The organism is Paraglaciecola sp. (genome assembly GCF_051252315.1).
In the GTDB taxonomy this organism is placed as follows: Bacteria; Pseudomonadota; Gammaproteobacteria; order Enterobacterales; family Alteromonadaceae; genus Paraglaciecola.
The window spans coordinates 18,277-38,135 of sequence record NZ_JBPOFP010000023.1 but is presented as its reverse complement, the minus strand read 5'-3'; the positions used below and the strand labels follow the sequence as shown (position 1 = coordinate 38,135).

The window sequence follows — 19,859 nt, the reverse complement described above, 5'->3', positions numbered from 1 at the left end:
ATCATGAAAGAAGTGGTAGTAGTTGATTGTATACGCACACCTATGGGTCGCTCTAAAGCTGGCATTTTCAGAAATGTAAGAGCTGAGGATTTGTCAGCTCATTTAATGACAAAATTGCTAGAGCGCAATCCTAATTTAGATCCAAATGAAATTGAAGATATTATTTGGGGCTGCGTTCAGCAAACTAAAGAACAAGGGTTTAATGTCGCTCGAAACGCCCAATTATTAACAAAAATCCCTAGAACCACGAGTGCTGTTACGGTTAACCGTTTATGTGGTTCTTCCATGCAAGCTTTGCATGATGCTACCAGCGGAATTATGTCTGGTCGCGGTGATGTCTATATGATTGGTGGCGTTGAACATATGGGTCATGTACCTATGAACTTTAACGTAGATTTTCATCCGGGATTAGCCAAATATACTGCCAGAGCCTCGGGCATGATGGGCATGACAGCTGAGTTGTTAGGTCGTCAAAACGGTATAAGCCGTGAAATGCAAGACGAGTTTGGAGCACGGTCACATCAACGTGCCCACAAAGCCACACTGGAAGGCCGTTGGAATAATGAAATAGTTGCTACGCTTGGTCATGATGCTGATGGCATCTTAAAGCGAATTAACACAGATGAGGTGATACGTCCGGACTCTACGGTTGAAACTATGGCCGCCTTAAGGCCGGTTTTTGACCCAGTAAATGGTTCAGTGACGGCCGGTACTTCCTCTGCTTTATCAGACGGCGCTTCTGCTATGTTAATCATGTCCGTTGATAAAGCCAAAGTATTAGGTTTAACACCTAGAGCGAAAATTCGTGCCATGGCAGTAGCAGGTTGTGATGCAGCAATAATGGGATATGGCCCTGTGCCTGCAACCCAAAAGGCCCTTAAACGAGCTGGCTTAACTATGGCTGACATCGAACTTGCCGAGTTTAACGAGGCTTTCGCAGCACAAGCTTTATCCTGTATTAAACAGCTAGGTTGGTTAGACAACTACGATGAAAAAGTTAACCTAAATGGCGGCGCGATAGCATTAGGACATCCACTTGGATGTTCAGGTTCAAGAATATCTACTACACTGATTAATCTAATGGAAGAGAACGATAAGTCTGTAGGGTTAGCCACTATGTGCATTGGTTTAGGTCAAGGCATAGCCACTGTATTTGAGCGAGTATAATGCTCATTAATCTACCTTAAGGCTCCTAGTTGGAGCCTTTTTTATTATCGCCTCATAGGTAATTGTATTAACGATATTGAATAAAGGGGTCTTTATCAAAATTATAAAATGGATATATAAATTAGCGGATGGCGGAGAGAAAAGTTCTCAGGTTATCTTTGCTCAATTTAACGAGCTAATCAAAAAAGTTCCCTTGTTGTATTCTATTTTACTCGTAAATTCACTGTCATTAGCCTACACACACTATGGTGTGGCCCCGGATTACTTAACTATTTATGTGGCCGCTCTTTTATCAATTGGTTGCATCAGTAGAGCAATTCGCTGGTATGGGTTTAGGAACAGTGACTTTTCCCTTAAACAAGCTCGCCATCAAATTAGAATAACTGTTATCTTTGCAGCACTGATGGGAATCGTTTTTTCAATTTGGAGTTACTCGCTTTATAGCTATGGTGGCCTAGCTTTACAAACTCACGTTGTCTATTACATATCCATTACAGTTATTGGCATTATAATCTGCCTTATTCATTTACCTGCAGCTGCATGGTCTACTTCAATTACTGTAGGTTTGCCGTTCGTTATATTCGTGATTTATTCTGGTCACCCTGTATTTGTGGCCATTGCCAGTAACTTTACATTAGTCGTTTTAGTCTTATTGAAGATTACACAAAGTTACTACCGCTCGTTTTCTTCAGCCATCGATGCCAAGCAACAAATTGAAAGACAGCATCGACATACAAAGAAATTAAATATTCAAAATGAATTATTGGCTAACCAAGATGGCTTAACAAAACTCGCAAATAGAAGAAGTTTTGCTAATTATTTAAATGCAAAACTTAGTGACACCACAAAAAATAAAAACTTCATTGTCGGCCTAATTGACCTAGATGGCTTTAAACCGGTTAATGATATCCATGGGCATGCTGCTGGCGACCGAGTGTTGACAGAGGTCAGTAATAGATTAAAAAAACTGTTAAACACAGATGCGATGTTAGCTCGAATTGGTGGAGATGAATTTGCCGTTGTTTTAGATTTTGATAATGATAACGAACAAATCCAAAATCTTGGCAAGAAGATCACTGCATCATTGCAAACACCATTCAAAATGCGTACTGGTTTAGTCCAAATCTCTGGTTCCTGTGGATTTGCAGTTTATCCTAACGCAGGCCAAACAGCTGAAAAACTAATGGATCGAGCCGATTTTGCACTCTACGAAGCTAAAAATCATGCTAGAGGCAGCTCTGTTATATTTTCAGAGAAACATGAGCAGTTAATTCGTAAAAAATCTTTAATAGAACTCGCACTTGGACAAAGTGTAAAAAAAGAACAGATTAAAATATTCTATCAACCTATCGTAAATGGTAAAACAGGCGAAATCGTTGGTTTTGAATCTTTAGCTAGATGGTTTCATCCTGAGCTAGGACAAACTCCACCTGAACAATTTATTGTAACAGCTGAAAAAATGGGTATGGTGACTGAAATAACACTCTATTTATTTGAGCTAGCTATTCAAGATTTAAGATCTTGGCCTTCCCATATTTATCTGTCATTTAACTTATCTGTTCATGATGTGATCAACCGCGAAACGTTAAAACAATTAAGCACCATTTTAAAGAAATACCAGTTACCCACCAACCGGGTGCAATTTGAAATAACAGAAACAACCATAATGAGCGACTTAGAACATTGTTCAAACATAACCCGAGAATTACAACAAGAAGGTTATGCTGTGGCCCTTGATGACTTTGGTTCTGGGTATTCCAGCCTAAGCTATATTCATAAATTAGCGTTTGACACTTTGAAAATAGACAGAAGTTTTGTACACAATCTGCAGCATAATGCTCGCAGTCGAGGTGTTGTTAAAACAATATTAGAGTTAGGTTCTAGTTTTGAAGTTCGCTGCATAGTTGAAGGAGTTGAAACAGAAGAACAAAAAAACCTATTATTAGAGTTAGGTTGTCAAAACATGCAAGGTTACTACTTTTATAAACCTGCTCCCATTAAAGAGTTCACCTTTGAAAAATTAAAGTAAAACTGAAATTGTTGGCAAATTTCAGTTTTACTAATACCGTCTTTAATATCTTAAAAACTGTTTTTTACTAACTGAATAATTCTGTGTTTTACTTGGGTAGTTAACCCTAAGCTAACTAAAAACGATGAAAATGTAGTAATTAATACGATTGACTTAAATATTTTTACACCAGTAAACAACATTATCGAACATAACAATGCTGCATACCCTAAACCAATCATGCCTAAAAATAAGCACATACCTTTAATTTCTTTGTTCATAAATTTCTCGTCTTTAATCAATTTTAATCCGCTGCTTTTTCTTCAGGTAACAAAGTAGCCACTAAGGTGTCTTGTTCATCTAAAAATTCTTTGGCCGCGGTCTGTAACTTTTCCTCTGTCATAGCGTCAACTAACACCAAACCTTGTTGATAAGTTTGAAACTCTTGAGTTTCAGACAAACTTGCCAACAAATAACCACGCCAAAAACCATTTTGTTTGATTTTAGTTTCGTTACTTTTAACACGCTGCTTTTTATAATTTTCTAAATACTTGGTATCTTGTGCGTGAGTTTTAAACTCTTTAACAACCAATTGGGTTTCTGTAATAAGTTCATCTATTCTGTCTGGATCACAGGTAAAGGAAATACTCATACTATGGGAGTTATCGTAACGAGAAAAACCTCCTCCAACCCTTACACCATAAACCCCTGATTTTTCTTCACGAATACGCTCTCGTAAAACGGTACTGAGCACAGACTTTAAGCTACTAAATGCCGCACTTTGCTCAAAACTCCATTGTTTGTCGCCGTAATAATTAAGCACAACCGTAGCTTTGGGTTCCATGCCCTTTTTCACACCAACTTTTAGTTGCCCCTTAGTGCGCAATCTAGGCAGTTTTTCCCACGTTTCAGCAGACGAGCTATTCGCCAAACTTGCTACGTACGTACTTAAGAGTTCTTCCATTTTAGCTAAGTCAATATTGCCTACAAAAGCAAAGTTAAAACTACCTGGGTTGGCAAAACGCTCCTGATAAAAATCAAGGGATTGCTCAAAACTTTGACTTTGAATAATCTTATCATCCATTTTTACTGAACGAGGATTCTGACTATATTGTGCCACTCTTATTGCTTCAGAGAATACTCCATTTGGCGTATCTAGACGGTTTTTATAGTAGGGGGTCGCTCTCGATATTAAGGTATCAAAAGCAGGCTTGTCGACTCGTGGTTTTTGAAATTTCAGATGTAACATTTGCATAAACTTAGGTAAGTCTTCCACAGAACTAGTGCCGGATAAAGACTGATTATATTGACCAATCTGTGCAGATAAACCAAACCGTTTACCTTTCATAAATTTACCTAACTGAATAGTATCTAACTCACCGATTCCCATTGCACTGGCAATATGTGTCGTAATTAAAGTGGTGAGATATTTGTCAGTTTCTAACAATGAGTTTCCACCCTCACTACTAGCAGAAAAAAGGATTTCATCTTCTTTAAAGGCAGTGGGTTTTAAAATCACTTTAGCGCCGTTACTTAAGATCCAAATATGAGCCTGTAAATCTTCATCAAACTTTTTATCAACAATTGCTCCCGCTTTAGGCGTAACTGCCATAAGTGAATCCGCAACCTTTTCATCTTGATAAGCTTGCAGCTTTTGCTCGCTACTTTTTTCCCACAAGGCTAGTATTTGTTGGTCATTAGGCAAACTGTCTCGCGTTTTTTGTGGCGCAGAAATAGAAACTAAACGATTATGCTCATGCCACCATTTTCCTGATAGTTGATTAATATCATCAATGGTAATTTGAGGTAAAAAATATTGGTACGCCGCAAAATATTGTTCACTATCCATAATAGGAGTTTGTCTTAAGAAATGTCCTATATATTTAGAAATCAATCTGTTGGATTGGGTTTTTTCTATCTCTTTAGCCCCTTTTTCAGCCGAACGTAACATACTCGATTTTTGGCGCGCCAACTCAGTAGTGGTAAAGCCATTTTGGCGGACCCTGTTATATTCACCCAACAAAAACGAGATTGCTTTATTTGATTGATTTGGCTTAACTAATGCCCCCATATTGAAAGTAGAATTACTGCTAAATAAACGAGAAAAACTGCTGCCACCAGCAATCAAAGAGGAATCTGGTTTTAGCACGGCTTCTCTTATCCGGTTATTCAACATACCCGTGAATAAAGAATGGGAAATTTGCTGTTTTAAATCTTGGTAATTCTGCACATCGAATAAAGGCTGTTTAAAGGTCAAGTTGACAGTACTACGGGTAAGTTCTGGATCAGTTTCAACACTAATAAGGGGGGCTGTATTGTCTGGCAATGGATAATCTTGCTTGGCTTTACCATTCCCTGCTGATTTTATTTTGCTGAAATACTTTTCAATTAACGCTATTGCATGGGGTGTTTCAATATCCCCAACGACTACAACAGACATTAAATCGGGGCGATACCAATCCTTATAAAAACGTACTAAATCTGCATGTTTACCATTTTCAAGTATTTCTTGCTTGCCAATTGGTAAACGAATCGCATGTCTTGAACCTTTATATAACACGGGTAATTGTTTATCAAAAATTCGCTGGCCAGCGCCTTTTCGCGCCCGTAACTCCTCAACGACTACGCCACGCTCTTTATCAATTTCTTCAGGTTCAAAACTAATCTTATGTGCCCAGTTTTCGAGAATATGAAAACCTTTTTCAATGATTTCCTGATCATCCGTTGGGATCTGTAATTTATAAACGGTTTCATCAAAACTGGTGTGGGCATTTAAGTGAGCACCAAATTTCATGCCTATAGATTCAACATACTCTACAATTTCTTGCTTTTTAAAATCCTGCGTGCCGTTAAAAGCCATATGTTCAGCAAAATGAGCGAAGCCTAATTGACTTTCATCTTCAGCAAGAGAGCCAATATTTACCACCAATCGAATTTCAGCACGTTTCGCAGGTTTTACATTTTTTTGCACTATGTATTTAATGCCATTATCAAGCTTGCCCTTAATCAACCTTGGTGAGGCTGGCAATAAACCTGTAAAGGGTTTATTCGACTGTGTTTCTTGAACAGCTGTATTTTCATTGCTTGTTTGATTAGATTGGCAAGCAGTAAAGCACAGTGAAAAAAGTGAGAGTGATATAGCTACAGATACACTTTGCTTTATTGATTTGATATTCATACTAGAGATCCATTTCTTGTTAAGCATTAAACCCAAGGTAGGGTAAAGACTAATTATTAACTGCCACTAGTTTATACTAACTTCGATAAAAATAAGCTAAAACAAATAGTTAACCTGATTACTGGATAAGAAGTATCGACCAAGTTCAATTTAACACTATAATTCAATAACTTAGTGACACCCGGCTAAATTACCTCAGCTGAATTCTTACTCGGTGACGAAATTTTTCGTGTATAGCAAGGTGGATTGTCGTACGTAATAACGTGTTATTGCTAGACAATCCAACGCCGATAGGCACAAAAAGAGCGTTATCGAGAGGTTCGGCTTATCCAATATTTTGGTTAGTCAATATTTGTAACTTTAATAAATTGAGCTTGATAGAGAGGGAGAAGTTTCATTCAAGGCCAGGTCATTAATTTCATTATCATTTAGCGCTCGTGATAAAACGATTAGCTCAGCCATGCTGCCATTAAGATTTCTGAGAGGGCTTTTCAGCTCCTTACTATCCCAGTTAGCTATTGACGCTTGACCAATTTTCCAATATTCAGACTTTTTAGTTAACAAATTGGATTGAAATAATCTTCCGTTTACGTAGGTTTTAACCTGCTCTTTCTGTTGATCTACAGTGACTGCTAGGTGATACCAAGTACCTGATTCTGCGGGACTAAAAAAAGGAAATGCATTGTAGTTTCTTGCACCTTGGTGTGTAGTAGATAAACCCAAAACAAGAGTGCCAAACTTTTTGTGGCGATTAAAATTAGCAATTTGCCAATGCATATCACCAGGCTCGTAGCCATCGGTTAATAGTAGCGAGTTAAATATTCTGTCAAGACTATCAATTTTTACCCAAGCCGCTAAGGTGAAGTTTTTGAATTTTCCATCAATATTAATTCGCACTCTATCGGCTGGACGTTTAAAAACTAAGGCACTTTTACCTGGCCAAGGTCCTTTTCCCCACTTAGCGCCGACTATCGCGCCATTAGCCTCGCTGTCTTGCGCACCTACATTTTTAAGTTCACGAGGTTTACCAGATGATGGTTCAAAATCATAATAAGCAACTAAACTACCGTCTGCTAATATGTTTTGTTTAATATCTAACCACCGTTGCTGTTTTTTATTGGTAGCTTGGTTAGTAAGCAGGCCAATTTCAGTGAATTCATTAAATCGATTGTCGATAACATGTTCAGTTTGCCATTGGTCTGTTTTAGTAGCGTAAAAATTGACGGCATCACCTTTAGTGAAACGCTTTTTGTCACCATTTTTGTTAAATACATCTAATTGACCTGCAAACACATGTAGTTGAGAGTTTCCTTTATTATCAACCTGTACGCCCATAGAAGTACCCAAGTCAATAATTTGATAGTTAGGGATGTCTACTGTGAACCCTAAAGCCACAGGAGGCACTTCCGACATCAATTTGCCTTCAAGCAATTTCACTTCTGTTGCACTGATTAAGTCTAATGTAGAAGGACCGGCGATTTTTATTTGTGCACCTTGATAGAATTCTAATTCTAGGAAACCTTTCTTTATAATAACTCGGCCCGGCGCAATAGATTTTCCAACCACAAACTGATCAGGATTATCTAACCCAACAGCATTCACCACAATGGCCACACCTTGATCTTGAATTTCTTTGTTTGTGGTCAAATCGACATCTGATTGAGAACCAAAGAATAACACTTGATTAAAGGAAATAATCGAGATGACAAGGCAAGCCACAAGGCTTAAACCAGAAATAACCCAAGCAAACTTATCATTGTTTTTTGTTGTATCAATTGACGTGGCTTGAGGTAATGCACCCATTACCTGCTTTTCAAATTCATTGTGAGCTTGAATACTGTCAGACTGCTCTACAATCTGCTCTATAAACTTGTCTGCATTCTCTTTAGGAGACAAAGCCTGCAACAACAAGTTATCCATTTCTAGCTGAGAGCGCAGTATATACTTTAACTCTCTGTCTTGTTTAGCGAGCTCAATAAGTTCAGCAATGTGTTGGCTACTTGCATTGCCTTCAATCAGCAGCTCCAGTAGTGAAGAAAACCTTTTATGTTTTTCAACACTGCTGGTCATATTGCAACCTATAATCCATACATGTTTTAAGTTTTCTTCTAATCCTCATTAGAGCGAGGCGAATGGCTGTATCAGACATACTAAAGTGATCGGTTAATAATTGTGTTTTCCACTCTTGTGTATACTTTTTGTCAATCAGGGTTTTACTTTTATCTGGGAGAGTTTTTATACATTCCTGCAAAGCCAGAATTTCATCACCTTTTTGATCTGAAGGTTCATAGTCTAACTCAAATTCATCTAACAAATAATGGCTAAGCTTTTCATCCATTATACGACTTTGGCGCGCGTCTTTACGTAACTCATTGCGCAATATATTCCGGGCAATTCCATATAACCAATTACCAAAATCTTTCTCTTGATCAAATTCATCCAATTTTTTATATGCAGTCAAAAATGTTTCTTGAGCTATATCATCGACCGCATGATTCGCCACGCCCATGCCACGTATAAATGAACGCAGACGGGCTTGGTATTGGCGAATAAATGATGCAAATAACGCATTTTGTTTACTCATCAAGTGGTAACCACCTAATCAATGAACGACTAAACATATGCTTATGCTGCCTCGTCCTGTTTACGCGCAAACACACTAAAAATTAACACTATGCTAAAACATACTAGTGGCAATAAATAACTAGTATTAACACTATTTGTCACATCAATAATCCAAGCTTGAAGAGGCACTAATATAGCTCCACCGAGTATTGCCATTATGATGAAAGAGCCACCTAGTTTTCGATCTTCCCCTACACCTGTTAAACCTAAACCATAAATGGTAGGAAACATTAAGGACATACAAGAAAAGCAGGCTAATAACGCATAAGTACCCGTTTCACCACCTACAAATATCGCCACACTGATCAAAACAATAGCCAAACTCGCCATAATAGAAAGAAGCTTAGCTGGGCAAATCAAACTCATAAGTGCAGTACATATAAAACGAAAAGCGGTATAAACACATAAACCATAAAAGACATATTCACCGGCTTGAGCTTCAGTAGTTACACCAGCGTGATTATCCATAATATATTTAATCGCGTAAGTCCAAACGCCAATCTGACAGCCTACATAGAAAAACTGAGCAACTATGGCAAATTTCCATTTGCGGTTTTGCTTTAATCGATTGAAAGATTGTTTTAATTCACTAAATTTATCACTCGATTTTCCAGCTGGAAATTTAGCAATAAAGATAAATGCCGCCAATACAAATGCAACAACGGCGACAATTAAATAAGCGGTGACTACATTAGATAACTCTTGTGATTGAATGAGCAATAGTTGATCTGTTGTCATCGCTGCCCTTTCATCTTCGCTGGCAGAATTTAGGCCTTTTAAAATCACTTCTTTACCTAAAAACACTCCCATTAAGACGCCAATTGGGTTGAATGCTTGGGCAAGGTTAATACGTTGCGTGCCTGTTTCTTCTGGTCCCATAGACATTATGTAGGGGGCAGCAACCGTTTCTAAAATAGCGCAACCTGATGCAAATACATAAAAGGCCAATAAGAAGAATTCAAAACTCATAGCTTGGCTTGCAGGGTAACAAAGTATGGCCCCTGCTGCGTATACGGTTAACCCTATTAACACCCCATTCTTATAGCTGTATTTTTGAATTAAAAATGCAGCAGGTAGTGCCATGACAAAATAAGCACCATAAAATGCAGATTGTATAAAAGAAGACTGTAACTGACTCATGCTCAAGACTTTTTGGAAAGCCGGCACCAATAAGTCAGTCATATTATTAGCAGCACCCCATAAGGCGAAACAAGCCGTAATGAGAATAAAAGGTAACAATAAACCTTTTTGGATTATAGGCGTTTTAGTAGTTCCACTTTGTATATCTTCTGATACTGCAGATGATTCTGTAGACATTGAATTTCCTTAGTTTTTATAATTATTAATTGGTAATTAAGCTTTAATGCCGTTAAATAAATTTTCCATGCCCGCCATATTCTCAGTACTGTCTGAAAATTTGTCGGTCAAAACACCTGCTGCTCGTAACTGATTAACAAACAGGTTACTCAAAGGAGTGTCATTAGTAAACTTAGTGTAACTACCATGGCGTAATCCCATGTTTTTACCACCCGCTAATATCAACGGATAATTTCTAGCGTTATGGGTAGTACTACAGGCACTACCATACAATATTTGAGTATTGTCCAAAAGAGAACCAAATTCGTCATGAGTGTTTTTCATTTTATCAATAAAGTAAGCGACATGGCTTACCATCCATTGATCATATTGTCCCCACTCTTTCCAATGCCCTTCACTTTTATCGTGACTAATGGCGTGATGACCTTTTTTCAAACCAAGACCTAAAATAGGATAAGCATCTCCAAGCCCCATGCCATCCTCGCGAGAAACCATATACGACACAACTTCAGTTAAATCTAGTTGAAAGGCCAAAACTATAAGGTCATACATAGACCGTATATAAGCCTGTGGATCCACTTTCGCGTCAACCAACAGATCTAAGTGGTCAGTACTGACATTTTTTAGTGGAATATCCAACCAAGCTTCGTTGCGCTGAATTTGTTCTTCTAAATTACTAAGTGAAGATAAGTGTTCTTCCAATTTATGCCTGTCATTAACGCCTAATTTTTGTTGAAGGCGTTTAGAATCTTCTAAGATAAGGTCGACCATTTTTTTCTGTCGCGCTAAACTTTTACGACGCTCTACACTGGCATTTTTGCCATTCAACGAAAAATAACGCTCAAAAATATTCCTATGATTATGCTCTGAAGGAATAGCGGTTCCACCTTGATCAAAAGATAGAGTTGAAACTCGGGACTTAAAACCTATACCTCCATCAGCAGACAAAACTAAAGATGGGTAACGGTTTGATTGCTTTTTAATCTGTGCAGCGAACTGATCAACAGAAATACTATTGTTATAATCTGTACGAACATCTCCACCAGTTAAAAAGGTGTCGCCTGCAATATGACCTAATAAACTACGCGATTTTGGGTGGCTCAAGCCACCAATAATAGATACATCATCTTTAAGGTTAGACAAAGACTTTAACACTTGGGTCGATTGATAGTTTTTACCTTCGCCAGAAGGAAACCAGTTCCATTCTTTATGCTCTGATTCTAACCCAGGAACGGCCACTCCATTTGGTGTGTATACATAAGCCAAACGTTTAGCTGGGGCTGAGCGTTGTCCAACGTTAACCTTATTATCGGCCATACACTCCATATAAGGTAAACAAGCTGCCACACCTAAACCTTTTAAAAAACTGCGGCGTTGCAATCGAAATGGGCGAATAGTATTCATCCTTTGCTTCCTTATATTTGGTTAAATGAAGGGCTATTAATAATAGCTAACAAAACACTTTGCATACGGTAATCATCAGCTTTTACTTGTTGCAATATTTGGTTCAGCTCTTCGTCATCACTAAAACCAACCTCTCTACCAAGGGCATAACCATATAAGTGTTTAATGACTGATAAAACTACCTTATCTGATTCTTGTTTCATTAAGTATTGTTTTAACTCTGCCATACCATTAATGGACGTACCGTTGGGTAAAATAGAATTTGCATCAATCGGCAAACCTTTATACTCACTACGCTGTTTTCCAACTGCATCAAATCCTTCAAATACCACTCCGTATGGATCAATTTTAGCATGGCAATCACGGCATGATTCTTTATCTCTATGCAACTCTAATTGTTGCTTAAGTGTCAGCTTTTCAAAACCAGGCGTGTCTGGGTCTAGCTCAGGTACGTTTGGAGGCGGCGGTGGAGGCTCATCTCCTAATATTTTGGATTTAACCCATATAGCTCGCTTAACCGGATGACTATGTGTTCCATCTGCATGGCCGGTTAAAAATGCACCTTGGGACAATAACCCTCCACGGGCTTTGTTGGCATTACGACTGACCGGACGAAACTCCGGCCCTACAACATCATCAATTCCATAAAACTCTGCCAAGTTCTGATTTAACATGACAAATTCAGAATCAATCACATTCAATACACTTTCATCTTGTTGAATTAGATACTGAAAGAACTGTTCAGTTTCTAATTTCATATCTTGTTTTACAAAACGCGTGTAATCAGGAAACTCTTTTACATTAACCGTTTGCCCTTGTTGCCTGTCTAACCTCAACCACTGGCTAGTAAATATACTGGTAAAGCGGGCTAACTTTTTATCATCTTGTAACATCCGCTGCACTTGTTCAGTTATATTTTCAGAAAGTTGGCCCCTGTGTGCTAAATCTAATAACACGTCATCTGGCGAACTATTCCATAAAAAATAAGACAATCTATTGGCTAGTGAAAATTGGTCAATAGTACTAACAGTATTTGAACTAGCGTGAACATCACCAATTGAAAACACCTTTGCAATATTTGAATACCAAGCATTGTTATCTGTCTTAGCAACTTGTGCTGCCTGAGGCTCCACTAAATATAAAAACCTTGGCGAACATAAGATGGCAACAAGTGTTTCTTTTATACCGTCTTCGAATCTAGGAAACTCTGTTTTTAACGCACGCCATAAATCATAGTATGGTTCGATATCTTCGTTTGATATATTTCTTCTAAAGGCTTTGGTGGCAAACTGCTTAATGACAGATTTTGCGTATTCTTCATCTTGTATCTCCGTGGAGGGGAAAATCCTTTGATGCTCAGCAGTTGGCCACTGTTCAAAATAGGGTGCCTCAAATTCAATATATTCTACATTTATATTTGAACCTTTCTGCTCACCTTGTTTAATTTTGTCGTCGTTCCAAACACCAACTTTTAAACTACTGCTGGTTATGTGATCGCCTTGGGTACCATGATTAGGAATAGGTAGGTTTTCCAACCGGCCTTTAAAAGTATAAAGCTTATTTTGACCGCTTACTTTTTGACCTTCTGCAAAGTCCTTATAATCCATACCATCATCAGTTCTTGTGCCTAAATAAGGTAATAAAACCGCTTGTGTATTTTGACCAATTTGATTGCTAAAGCTATTTTCAGGATGATTTTTGGCAATTAAACTATCTTTTTCTAATTGCGTCACAACAATGTCGCTGTAACCAGGAAAGTCATCGTCGGCTTTAATCACAATATTGTGCCATACCTTAGCCAAATGGGCGGAAGCAATACTCGACACAACAGGCTCACCTTCTTTAGCTTGGCCAGTATGTTTCAAATTAACTTTAAAAGCTGGCGACTTATCAATTTTCACTTCTAACTCGACTTGTTTACCCACTGCAATTTCAGGGTGCACTAAGTCTATTTGATAATAGTGCTGAGACTCATCTTTAGTTAACAATGTGGATTGCAAATGTATCTTCTCAGCCCCTTTTTTAAGCACTAAAAACCTTATGTTGTCCTCGCTTAGTTGCAAACCGGTTTTTTTAGTCGCTTTAGATATATCTAGCTGAACTTGAGTATCTTTATTTAATTTAGGCGTGCCGTCTGCGTCTAATGTAAAAAGCGCTTTGGCGTTATTCAAAGGTGATACGGTATCAATTGATTTGATAAATCCTTGGGTTTCCGACGCTTTTACTCGTACAACAAAATCACCAGTATTAGGAAACTGATCTTTAATTTGCATCGCAAGGTTAGGTGAAGGGCCATTCCAAGTGCCATATTTTCCAGCCTCCGTGATTTCTTGATGAGGTCTGGCAGAATACAAATCAATTCCCTTTGCCTGAACTTTGAATCTTTTTAACTCTGAGCCCCGTAAACTAGCGCTAAAGTATTTTTTAATTCCTTGGTTATCGTCTACTGATTGACCTTCTGAATCTAATAACTCCACATGAAAATCATTTTTTTCCAATGCAACATCCATATAACCCGCTGACTTAGAGTGGGTATCATTGGAACTAACGTTTTTACCAAAATGCATCCGATAATGGTGTATTTTCGGTTTCTCAGCTCCAACAATCACTTTATCTAACGCACTACGAGCAATTTTTTCGAAAGTCTCAAGATGCAAAGTTGAGCTTTGCAATAACTCACCATTATTACTAAAACCTAGCTCAGACAGTGGGTCGTCTGGTAAATCCCGCCCAAAATTAACATCTATACCCAGCAAATCCTGTAAGGTATTGGTATATTGTTCTTTGGTTAAACGACGTAACACCTGTTTACTTTCATTTCTCTTTGCCGCTTTAGCTAATTGTATGCCTTGGGTCATCCAATCGACTAAAATGCGTCTTTCGTCGTCACTGGGCTGTTTTTTCTTTTTTGGCGGCATTTCAGCTGTGTTGATCATATCTAACGCTGCATGCCAATGCTCTGCATCAACACCGTTAACATAATCAGGGTTAAGAATATCTAAGCGCACATTGGCTTTTTGAGTATCTGCTCCATGACAACCAAAACAATAGGTTTCTAATAGTGGACGAACTGTTTCGATATAGTGAGTATCGTCTACTTGTGCCATATCGAGTTTTTCTTCTTCAGGGCTTAACCAAGTACGAAAAGGCTCTGGAGAATATCGAGTAAGATAGGTATCACCATGTACTAAATTACCGCCTTCATGTGCAGCAATGAATAAAGTTACAATTAATAAACTACTAGCAGAAGCATAATGAACTTTACTTAAAAATGTTGTGGATCCAAAAGTCACTAAACCAGTGCAATATAGAGCAAGTATCGCCACACTCACTCCAGCCAGCATGTGTGGCTGCACCTCCGTGAAAGCGAATCCTTCATTTGATGCTAACAATAACCCCATAGTGACTGTAGCCACGGCACTCAGCGCTCCCAACCACCAAATCAGCTCCACCGCTGACTTTAACTGTTTAAATCTAGATAATTTGCTAACTAAAGATAAAACCGGTGCAAGTAATAGTAAGGTCACAGGGAAATGTAAAACCAATACGTGAAAACGTCCAAAAAAGCGTAAAATACCATCGCCAGCAACGTCATTAATAGGGGCTAAATATGCACCAACCAGTATACACAGCCCTAAAGCTGATAATAAAATGAGAGGTTTAATGAAATTATTTTTCAACACACTCGCTCCACACATAAAAATAAATCTAATTCACACACTGTTTTTTTAAGAAACAGCTGCACCTACCTAATATATTGTCTTATGTTAATAATTTGTTTCATAAAGTGAGGAATAATTCTATAAATTGTAAACGTACTTTTATTTGGCTGCATAAATCTACAACCGACTGTAATAACTAAAAATATACAAACTTCTTCTGGAATTCGTCATCTTTCTGTAACAAAAATGTCATCTACTGTTAGAAAATTTCCATTCTTAACTTAAATAATTAATCGAGACGCAATATGCAGGCAATTCGAGCGCACATTAGAAATAAACTATTATTACTTCTAGTATCAGCCCTTTCTATTATTTTAATAACTGTATTTACAGGGTTTTCGTCAATGAATTCTGTAATGCATGAATATGCAGAAACAGTAAACAAAGAAGCGATTACTATGTCAGAGGTATCTGACTTAAATGTGACTTTTAAGACTCAAGTACAAGAATGGAAAAACACCTTGATCCGTGGGCACGACCCCAAGCAACTTGAAAAATATTGGGGACGATTCAATAAAACCGCCGATTTACTCCCCAAGAAATATACCCATACCTTGCAAACTATCAATCAACAACATCCAGCGAGACGTCATTTAGAGTCTTTTGCAAAAGAATACCTACCAATGATCAAAGCTTATCGTGCAGGATATGAAGCATTTATTGTGGCTGGCAAAGATATAAAAGTAGCAGATAAAAGCGTTAAAGGGATAGATAGAGCGCCTACAGAAAGCTTAACCTTGGCAGTCGAAGCAGTAAATACACATATATTAAGTCTAAAAACCGAAATTGAAAAACAAGCTAATTCCACCTTTGTATTAACACAAGCCATTACTTTATTCATCATCATAATGATACTCATAGGTATTAGCTGGTTTATAAATAAAAAAATTATTTCTCCATTAAAAAGAATTACCAAAGCGTCTCATCAAATCGCCGCTGGTGATTTAACAGGTCACATAGCGAGCCGTAGCCATGATGAAATTGGCCAGGTCACGAAAAACTTTTTGAGTATTCAAATTGGCCTCAGTAAAGTATTAAGAGAAATAATTAACGACGTAAAACGGCTTGGTAACATAATTGAAAGTTTGTTTCGTGCATTTGAAAAAGTAAAAAGTGGCTTAATTAATCAGGTCAATGAAACCAGTAAACTTGCAGTTAATATGCAGCAACTATCAGTCTCAAATGATTCGGTTAACCAAGCAATTTCAGAAGCAAACATTCTCGCAGACGAATGTGTGTCTCTTGCAGATGAAGGTCAAACCATGTTTAAAAACAATTTGGCGACCAGTCATAATATGTTAAACGCAACAAATCATGCCTCGGACATTATCAGCACTTTAAAAGCAGATACTGATAATATTGGTAACGTAGTCAATGTGATCAACGGTATTGCAGAACAAACAAACCTGTTAGCACTAAATGCAGCCATTGAAGCAGCAAGGGCGGGAGAATCGGGCCGAGGTTTTGCAGTTGTTGCAGATGAAGTGCGCAGCTTAGCAACCAAAACTCAACAATCTACCCAACAAATTTCTGAAAACATTGCTAAGTTACAAAAAGAAGCTGACACCGCTGTATTAGCTATGACGGATGGTAAAGACCATGCTGAAATATCCTTATCGGAAACTCAAAAATCCCAAGAGTTTGTGAATTCGTTATATCAGGCAATTAGCCAAATTAGTGATTTACACAATGTCATTGAAAAAGAAATGAGTCAGCAGCTTGCACAAACCGATGCGATAGATCGGTCATTAATGAACATTAATAAACAAAGTGAACAATCACAACAAGAAGCGAAAATAATGGATCAGGCTTCAAAAGAACTAGCCGACATCTATAGCCATGTTGATTCTTCAACCAGAGAAATAAAAATTAGAGAAATATAACAAGTGGGCGGTGCCATTTTAAATGGTCTTTAAAATGGCATAAACTACGATAGTAAAATTATCTATCTTGAACGGTTAAAAACTCTAGCAGCTGATCAAAAGGCATAGGTTTAGCAAATAAATATCCCTGTGCTTCATCACACCCTAATTTCAACATGTAACTAGCTTGTTCTCTTTTTTCAACACCTTCAGCGATAGTAGACAAGCCTAACTTATTACCTAGCGTAACAATTGTTTCTACAATAAATGCCGATTTTCCAGGGGTTATTTCGTTTACGAAACTCCGATCAACTTTCAATCTGTCTAAAGGCAGTTTTTGTAGATAACTCATAGACGAAAATCCCGTACCAAAATCATCTATTGCTACCTTCACTCCAAAAGACTTTAACTCTTGTAGCGCATCGACCACTATTTGTGGCTCGTCCATGACTACACTTTCGGTAATTTCTAATTCAATTCGATCGGGTTCAATTTCAAATTCAGTGATAATATTTTTCACTGAGCCAATAAAGTTGGGATCTCTGAATTGAGGCATAGAAATGTTAACAGCCATTCTTAAGCCTTTAAATCCTTGCTGATTTAACTCCGCAAGCTTTTTACAAGACTCTTCTAATACCCATGCTCCGATATCTATGATCAAGCCCGAGTATTCAGCTAAAGGAACAAACACAGCAGGCGAAACAAAACCACCGTCACTGCTTGGCCAACGTAATAAAGCCTCCATACCAACAATTTGTTCAGTAACTAAATCGACTTGTGGTTGATACCACAATTCTAATTTTCTGTTCTCAAAATCAATCGCCAGTTTTCTGATCATTTCTAAGCGCCAAGTGGTTTCTTGCTCCATCTCAGGCTCATAATATTCGAAGTTTGTTTTGAGATTCTTTTTGGCACGATTCAAAGCGATGTTACTTTGCTTTAAAATTTCTAATCCAGACTGATTTTTGCTATTTAAGCGCGAAAACCCAAAGGATGCTGCAAGGGGGAGAGTATGCTCACCAGCCTTAAACGGCATGACAAATAACTCATTAATCGTGTCTTGATTAATATAAGTTTCGGAACCGATTAAACCAAATATATCGGCTCCAATTCTTGCCATACTGACCTTGTCAGAAAAAGTTTCTTCAAGACGTTTTGTCACTGCTAACAGAGTGCTATTACCGGCATCCTGACCTAAACCATCATTAATATCAGCAAAGTGATTAATATCAACTAAAGCCACAACAAGATCTTTATTTTGTAGTTGAGCCTTACTGGTATCATCCAGCATATTAATAAATTCGCTGCGATTAGGCAGTTTTGTTAACCAATCTCTAAATGCTGCAGTACGTAGTTGATGAAATAAATTAACGTTTTCATAGCCTACAGACACACTAGATAAAAATACTTCTAGTAGCTGTCTGTTTACATCACTAATTTTATCGCCTATTTGTAGATATACAGCCGCTTCATAATCAGAGCTTTTTAGATACAGAACGGTAAATTCCGATTCAAAAATATGCTGTTTCAGCTGTAAACAACTATTCACAAATTTAACTATTTTTCCATTATGTAAGTTTTCGAGCTTCTTATTGATATAAACAGCAAACTCACCAGCCGCTCCCAAAATATAGACATCATCATCTTCAATATCTAAAACAGAGCCCGCTTTGGCACATACAACTCCACCAGCCTCTATTCCAATTAATGAGCTTATCTGGGTTACTACTCCCTCACAAAAGTTTTTAACCGAGTGTTCTTCCAAAAGATTGGCAGCAGAAGCGATAATTTTTTCTAAACCAAGTCGGCTTTGGTTGATAGATAGTATTTGTTGATAGGAGCGAATTGACGCAATGATTGTAGTAACCAGCTTTCCTCTGGTTAACTCAGTTTTCGTTTTATAGTCATTAATATCATAATCTTTAATGACTTGTTCTTCTGGTGCATAGCCTGGTTGGCCAGTACGCAAAATAATGCGAGGTTCAAGAATTTTTAATTCTTCGCGCATAGTGCGCGCAACCATAAGGCCTGCATCATCCGTTTCCATCACCACATCAAGTAAAATAATGGCAATAGTTGAATTCATTTCAGCGATGACTTTTAGGGCTTCAGCACCTGAATGTACATGAATAAAGTTTAATCCCTTATCAGCAACAACTAAGTCAGAAAGAGCCAAACGCGTAACAGAATGGATCTCTTCATCATCATCAACAACCAACACATTCCAAGTACCTTGCGGATTAGAAGGGTCTGATTCAGAGCTATTTTCTTCAGGTAAGAAAATTAGCTCGTCGTTATCGTAATTATCTGAATTCATCAAACTTCCATGCACATCAATATCAAGTTAACTTTAACCTAATAATCTTAATTTAAAAAGGTGACTTTAACTATAATAAAGCTAATTTAAGTTACCATGTTTCGATAACGTATGTCACATCAAAAATAAAGAACTGCAGGGCTTTGCTCTTCAATAACAAGATGTAAGCGGGAACTTAATAAATAATAGATTGGATATACTTCAATAAATTCAGAATATAGACAGAGAGTAGAACGTTAAAAAGTATGGATATACTGGG

At 37.7% G+C, this 19,859-nt stretch carries 11 protein-coding genes; 3 read left to right on the top strand and 8 right to left on the bottom strand.

What is annotated here, in order from left to right:
* Positions 1 to 3 precede the first annotated feature (3 nt).
* Positions 4 to 1,167 carry an acetyl-CoA C-acyltransferase FadA gene (fadA, locus tag ACSHXM_RS06635; RefSeq protein ID WP_435687959.1) on the top strand — a complete coding sequence of 388 codons (1,164 nt, stop codon included), beginning with the start codon at positions 4 to 6 and terminating at the stop codon, positions 1,165 to 1,167.
* Between the two features lie 76 nt (positions 1,168 to 1,243).
* Entirely contained in the window at positions 1,244 to 3,196 is a 1,953-nt protein-coding gene (locus ACSHXM_RS06630; RefSeq protein ID WP_435687958.1) for a putative bifunctional diguanylate cyclase/phosphodiesterase, read from the top strand.
* A 50-nt stretch (positions 3,197 to 3,246) separates the two neighbouring features.
* Here the strand turns inward: ACSHXM_RS06630 and ACSHXM_RS06625 are convergent, their stop codons facing one another.
* The 7 genes from ACSHXM_RS06625 to ACSHXM_RS06595 form a co-directional block, all read right to left on the bottom strand.
* Positions 3,247 to 3,456 (bottom strand): hypothetical protein, encoded by a 210-nt coding sequence (locus ACSHXM_RS06625; RefSeq protein WP_435687957.1) that lies wholly within the window; start codon positions 3,454 to 3,456, stop codon positions 3,247 to 3,249.
* Between the two features lie 23 nt (positions 3,457 to 3,479).
* The gene (locus ACSHXM_RS06620) at positions 3,480 to 6,353 is read right to left on the bottom strand and encodes a M16 family metallopeptidase (RefSeq protein WP_435687956.1); all 2,874 of its coding nucleotides are present in this window, start codon (positions 6,351 to 6,353) and stop codon (positions 3,480 to 3,482) included.
* 360 nt (positions 6,354 to 6,713) lie between these two features.
* Positions 6,714 to 8,423 carry a LamG-like jellyroll fold domain-containing protein gene (locus ACSHXM_RS06615; RefSeq protein WP_435687955.1) on the bottom strand — a complete coding sequence of 570 codons (1,710 nt, stop codon included), beginning with the start codon at positions 8,421 to 8,423 and terminating at the stop codon, positions 6,714 to 6,716.
* On the bottom strand, positions 8,407 to 8,937 hold the full coding sequence (locus ACSHXM_RS06610) for a sigma-70 family RNA polymerase sigma factor (RefSeq protein ID WP_435687954.1): 531 nt from the start codon (positions 8,935 to 8,937) through the stop codon (positions 8,407 to 8,409). The genes ACSHXM_RS06615 and ACSHXM_RS06610 overlap by 17 nt, the downstream gene beginning before the upstream one ends.
* A 41-nt stretch (positions 8,938 to 8,978) precedes the next feature.
* Positions 8,979 to 10,295, bottom strand: a complete 1,317-nt coding sequence (gene fucP / locus ACSHXM_RS06605; protein ID WP_435687953.1) for an L-fucose:H+ symporter permease — start codon at positions 10,293 to 10,295, stop codon at positions 8,979 to 8,981.
* 36 nt (positions 10,296 to 10,331) lie between these two features.
* On the bottom strand, positions 10,332 to 11,699 hold the full coding sequence (locus tag ACSHXM_RS06600) for a DUF1552 domain-containing protein (protein WP_435687952.1): 1,368 nt from the start codon (positions 11,697 to 11,699) through the stop codon (positions 10,332 to 10,334).
* An 11-nt stretch (positions 11,700 to 11,710) separates the two neighbouring features.
* Positions 11,711 to 15,382 carry a DUF1592 domain-containing protein gene (locus ACSHXM_RS06595; protein ID WP_435687951.1) on the bottom strand — a complete coding sequence of 1,224 codons (3,672 nt, stop codon included), beginning with the start codon at positions 15,380 to 15,382 and terminating at the stop codon, positions 11,711 to 11,713.
* Positions 15,383 to 15,765: 383 nt separating this feature from the next.
* Here ACSHXM_RS06595 and ACSHXM_RS06590 point away from each other — a divergent pair, with 383 nt between their 5' ends.
* Positions 15,766 to 17,304, top strand: coding sequence for a methyl-accepting chemotaxis protein (locus ACSHXM_RS06590; RefSeq protein ID WP_435687950.1), 1,539 nt, complete (start codon positions 15,766 to 15,768; stop codon positions 17,302 to 17,304).
* A gap of 58 nt (positions 17,305 to 17,362) precedes the next feature.
* Here ACSHXM_RS06590 and ACSHXM_RS06585 read toward each other — a convergent pair whose 3' ends face one another.
* Positions 17,363 to 19,600, bottom strand: coding sequence for a bifunctional diguanylate cyclase/phosphodiesterase (locus ACSHXM_RS06585; RefSeq protein WP_435687949.1), 2,238 nt, complete (start codon positions 19,598 to 19,600; stop codon positions 17,363 to 17,365).
* Positions 19,601 to 19,859 lie beyond the last annotated feature (259 nt).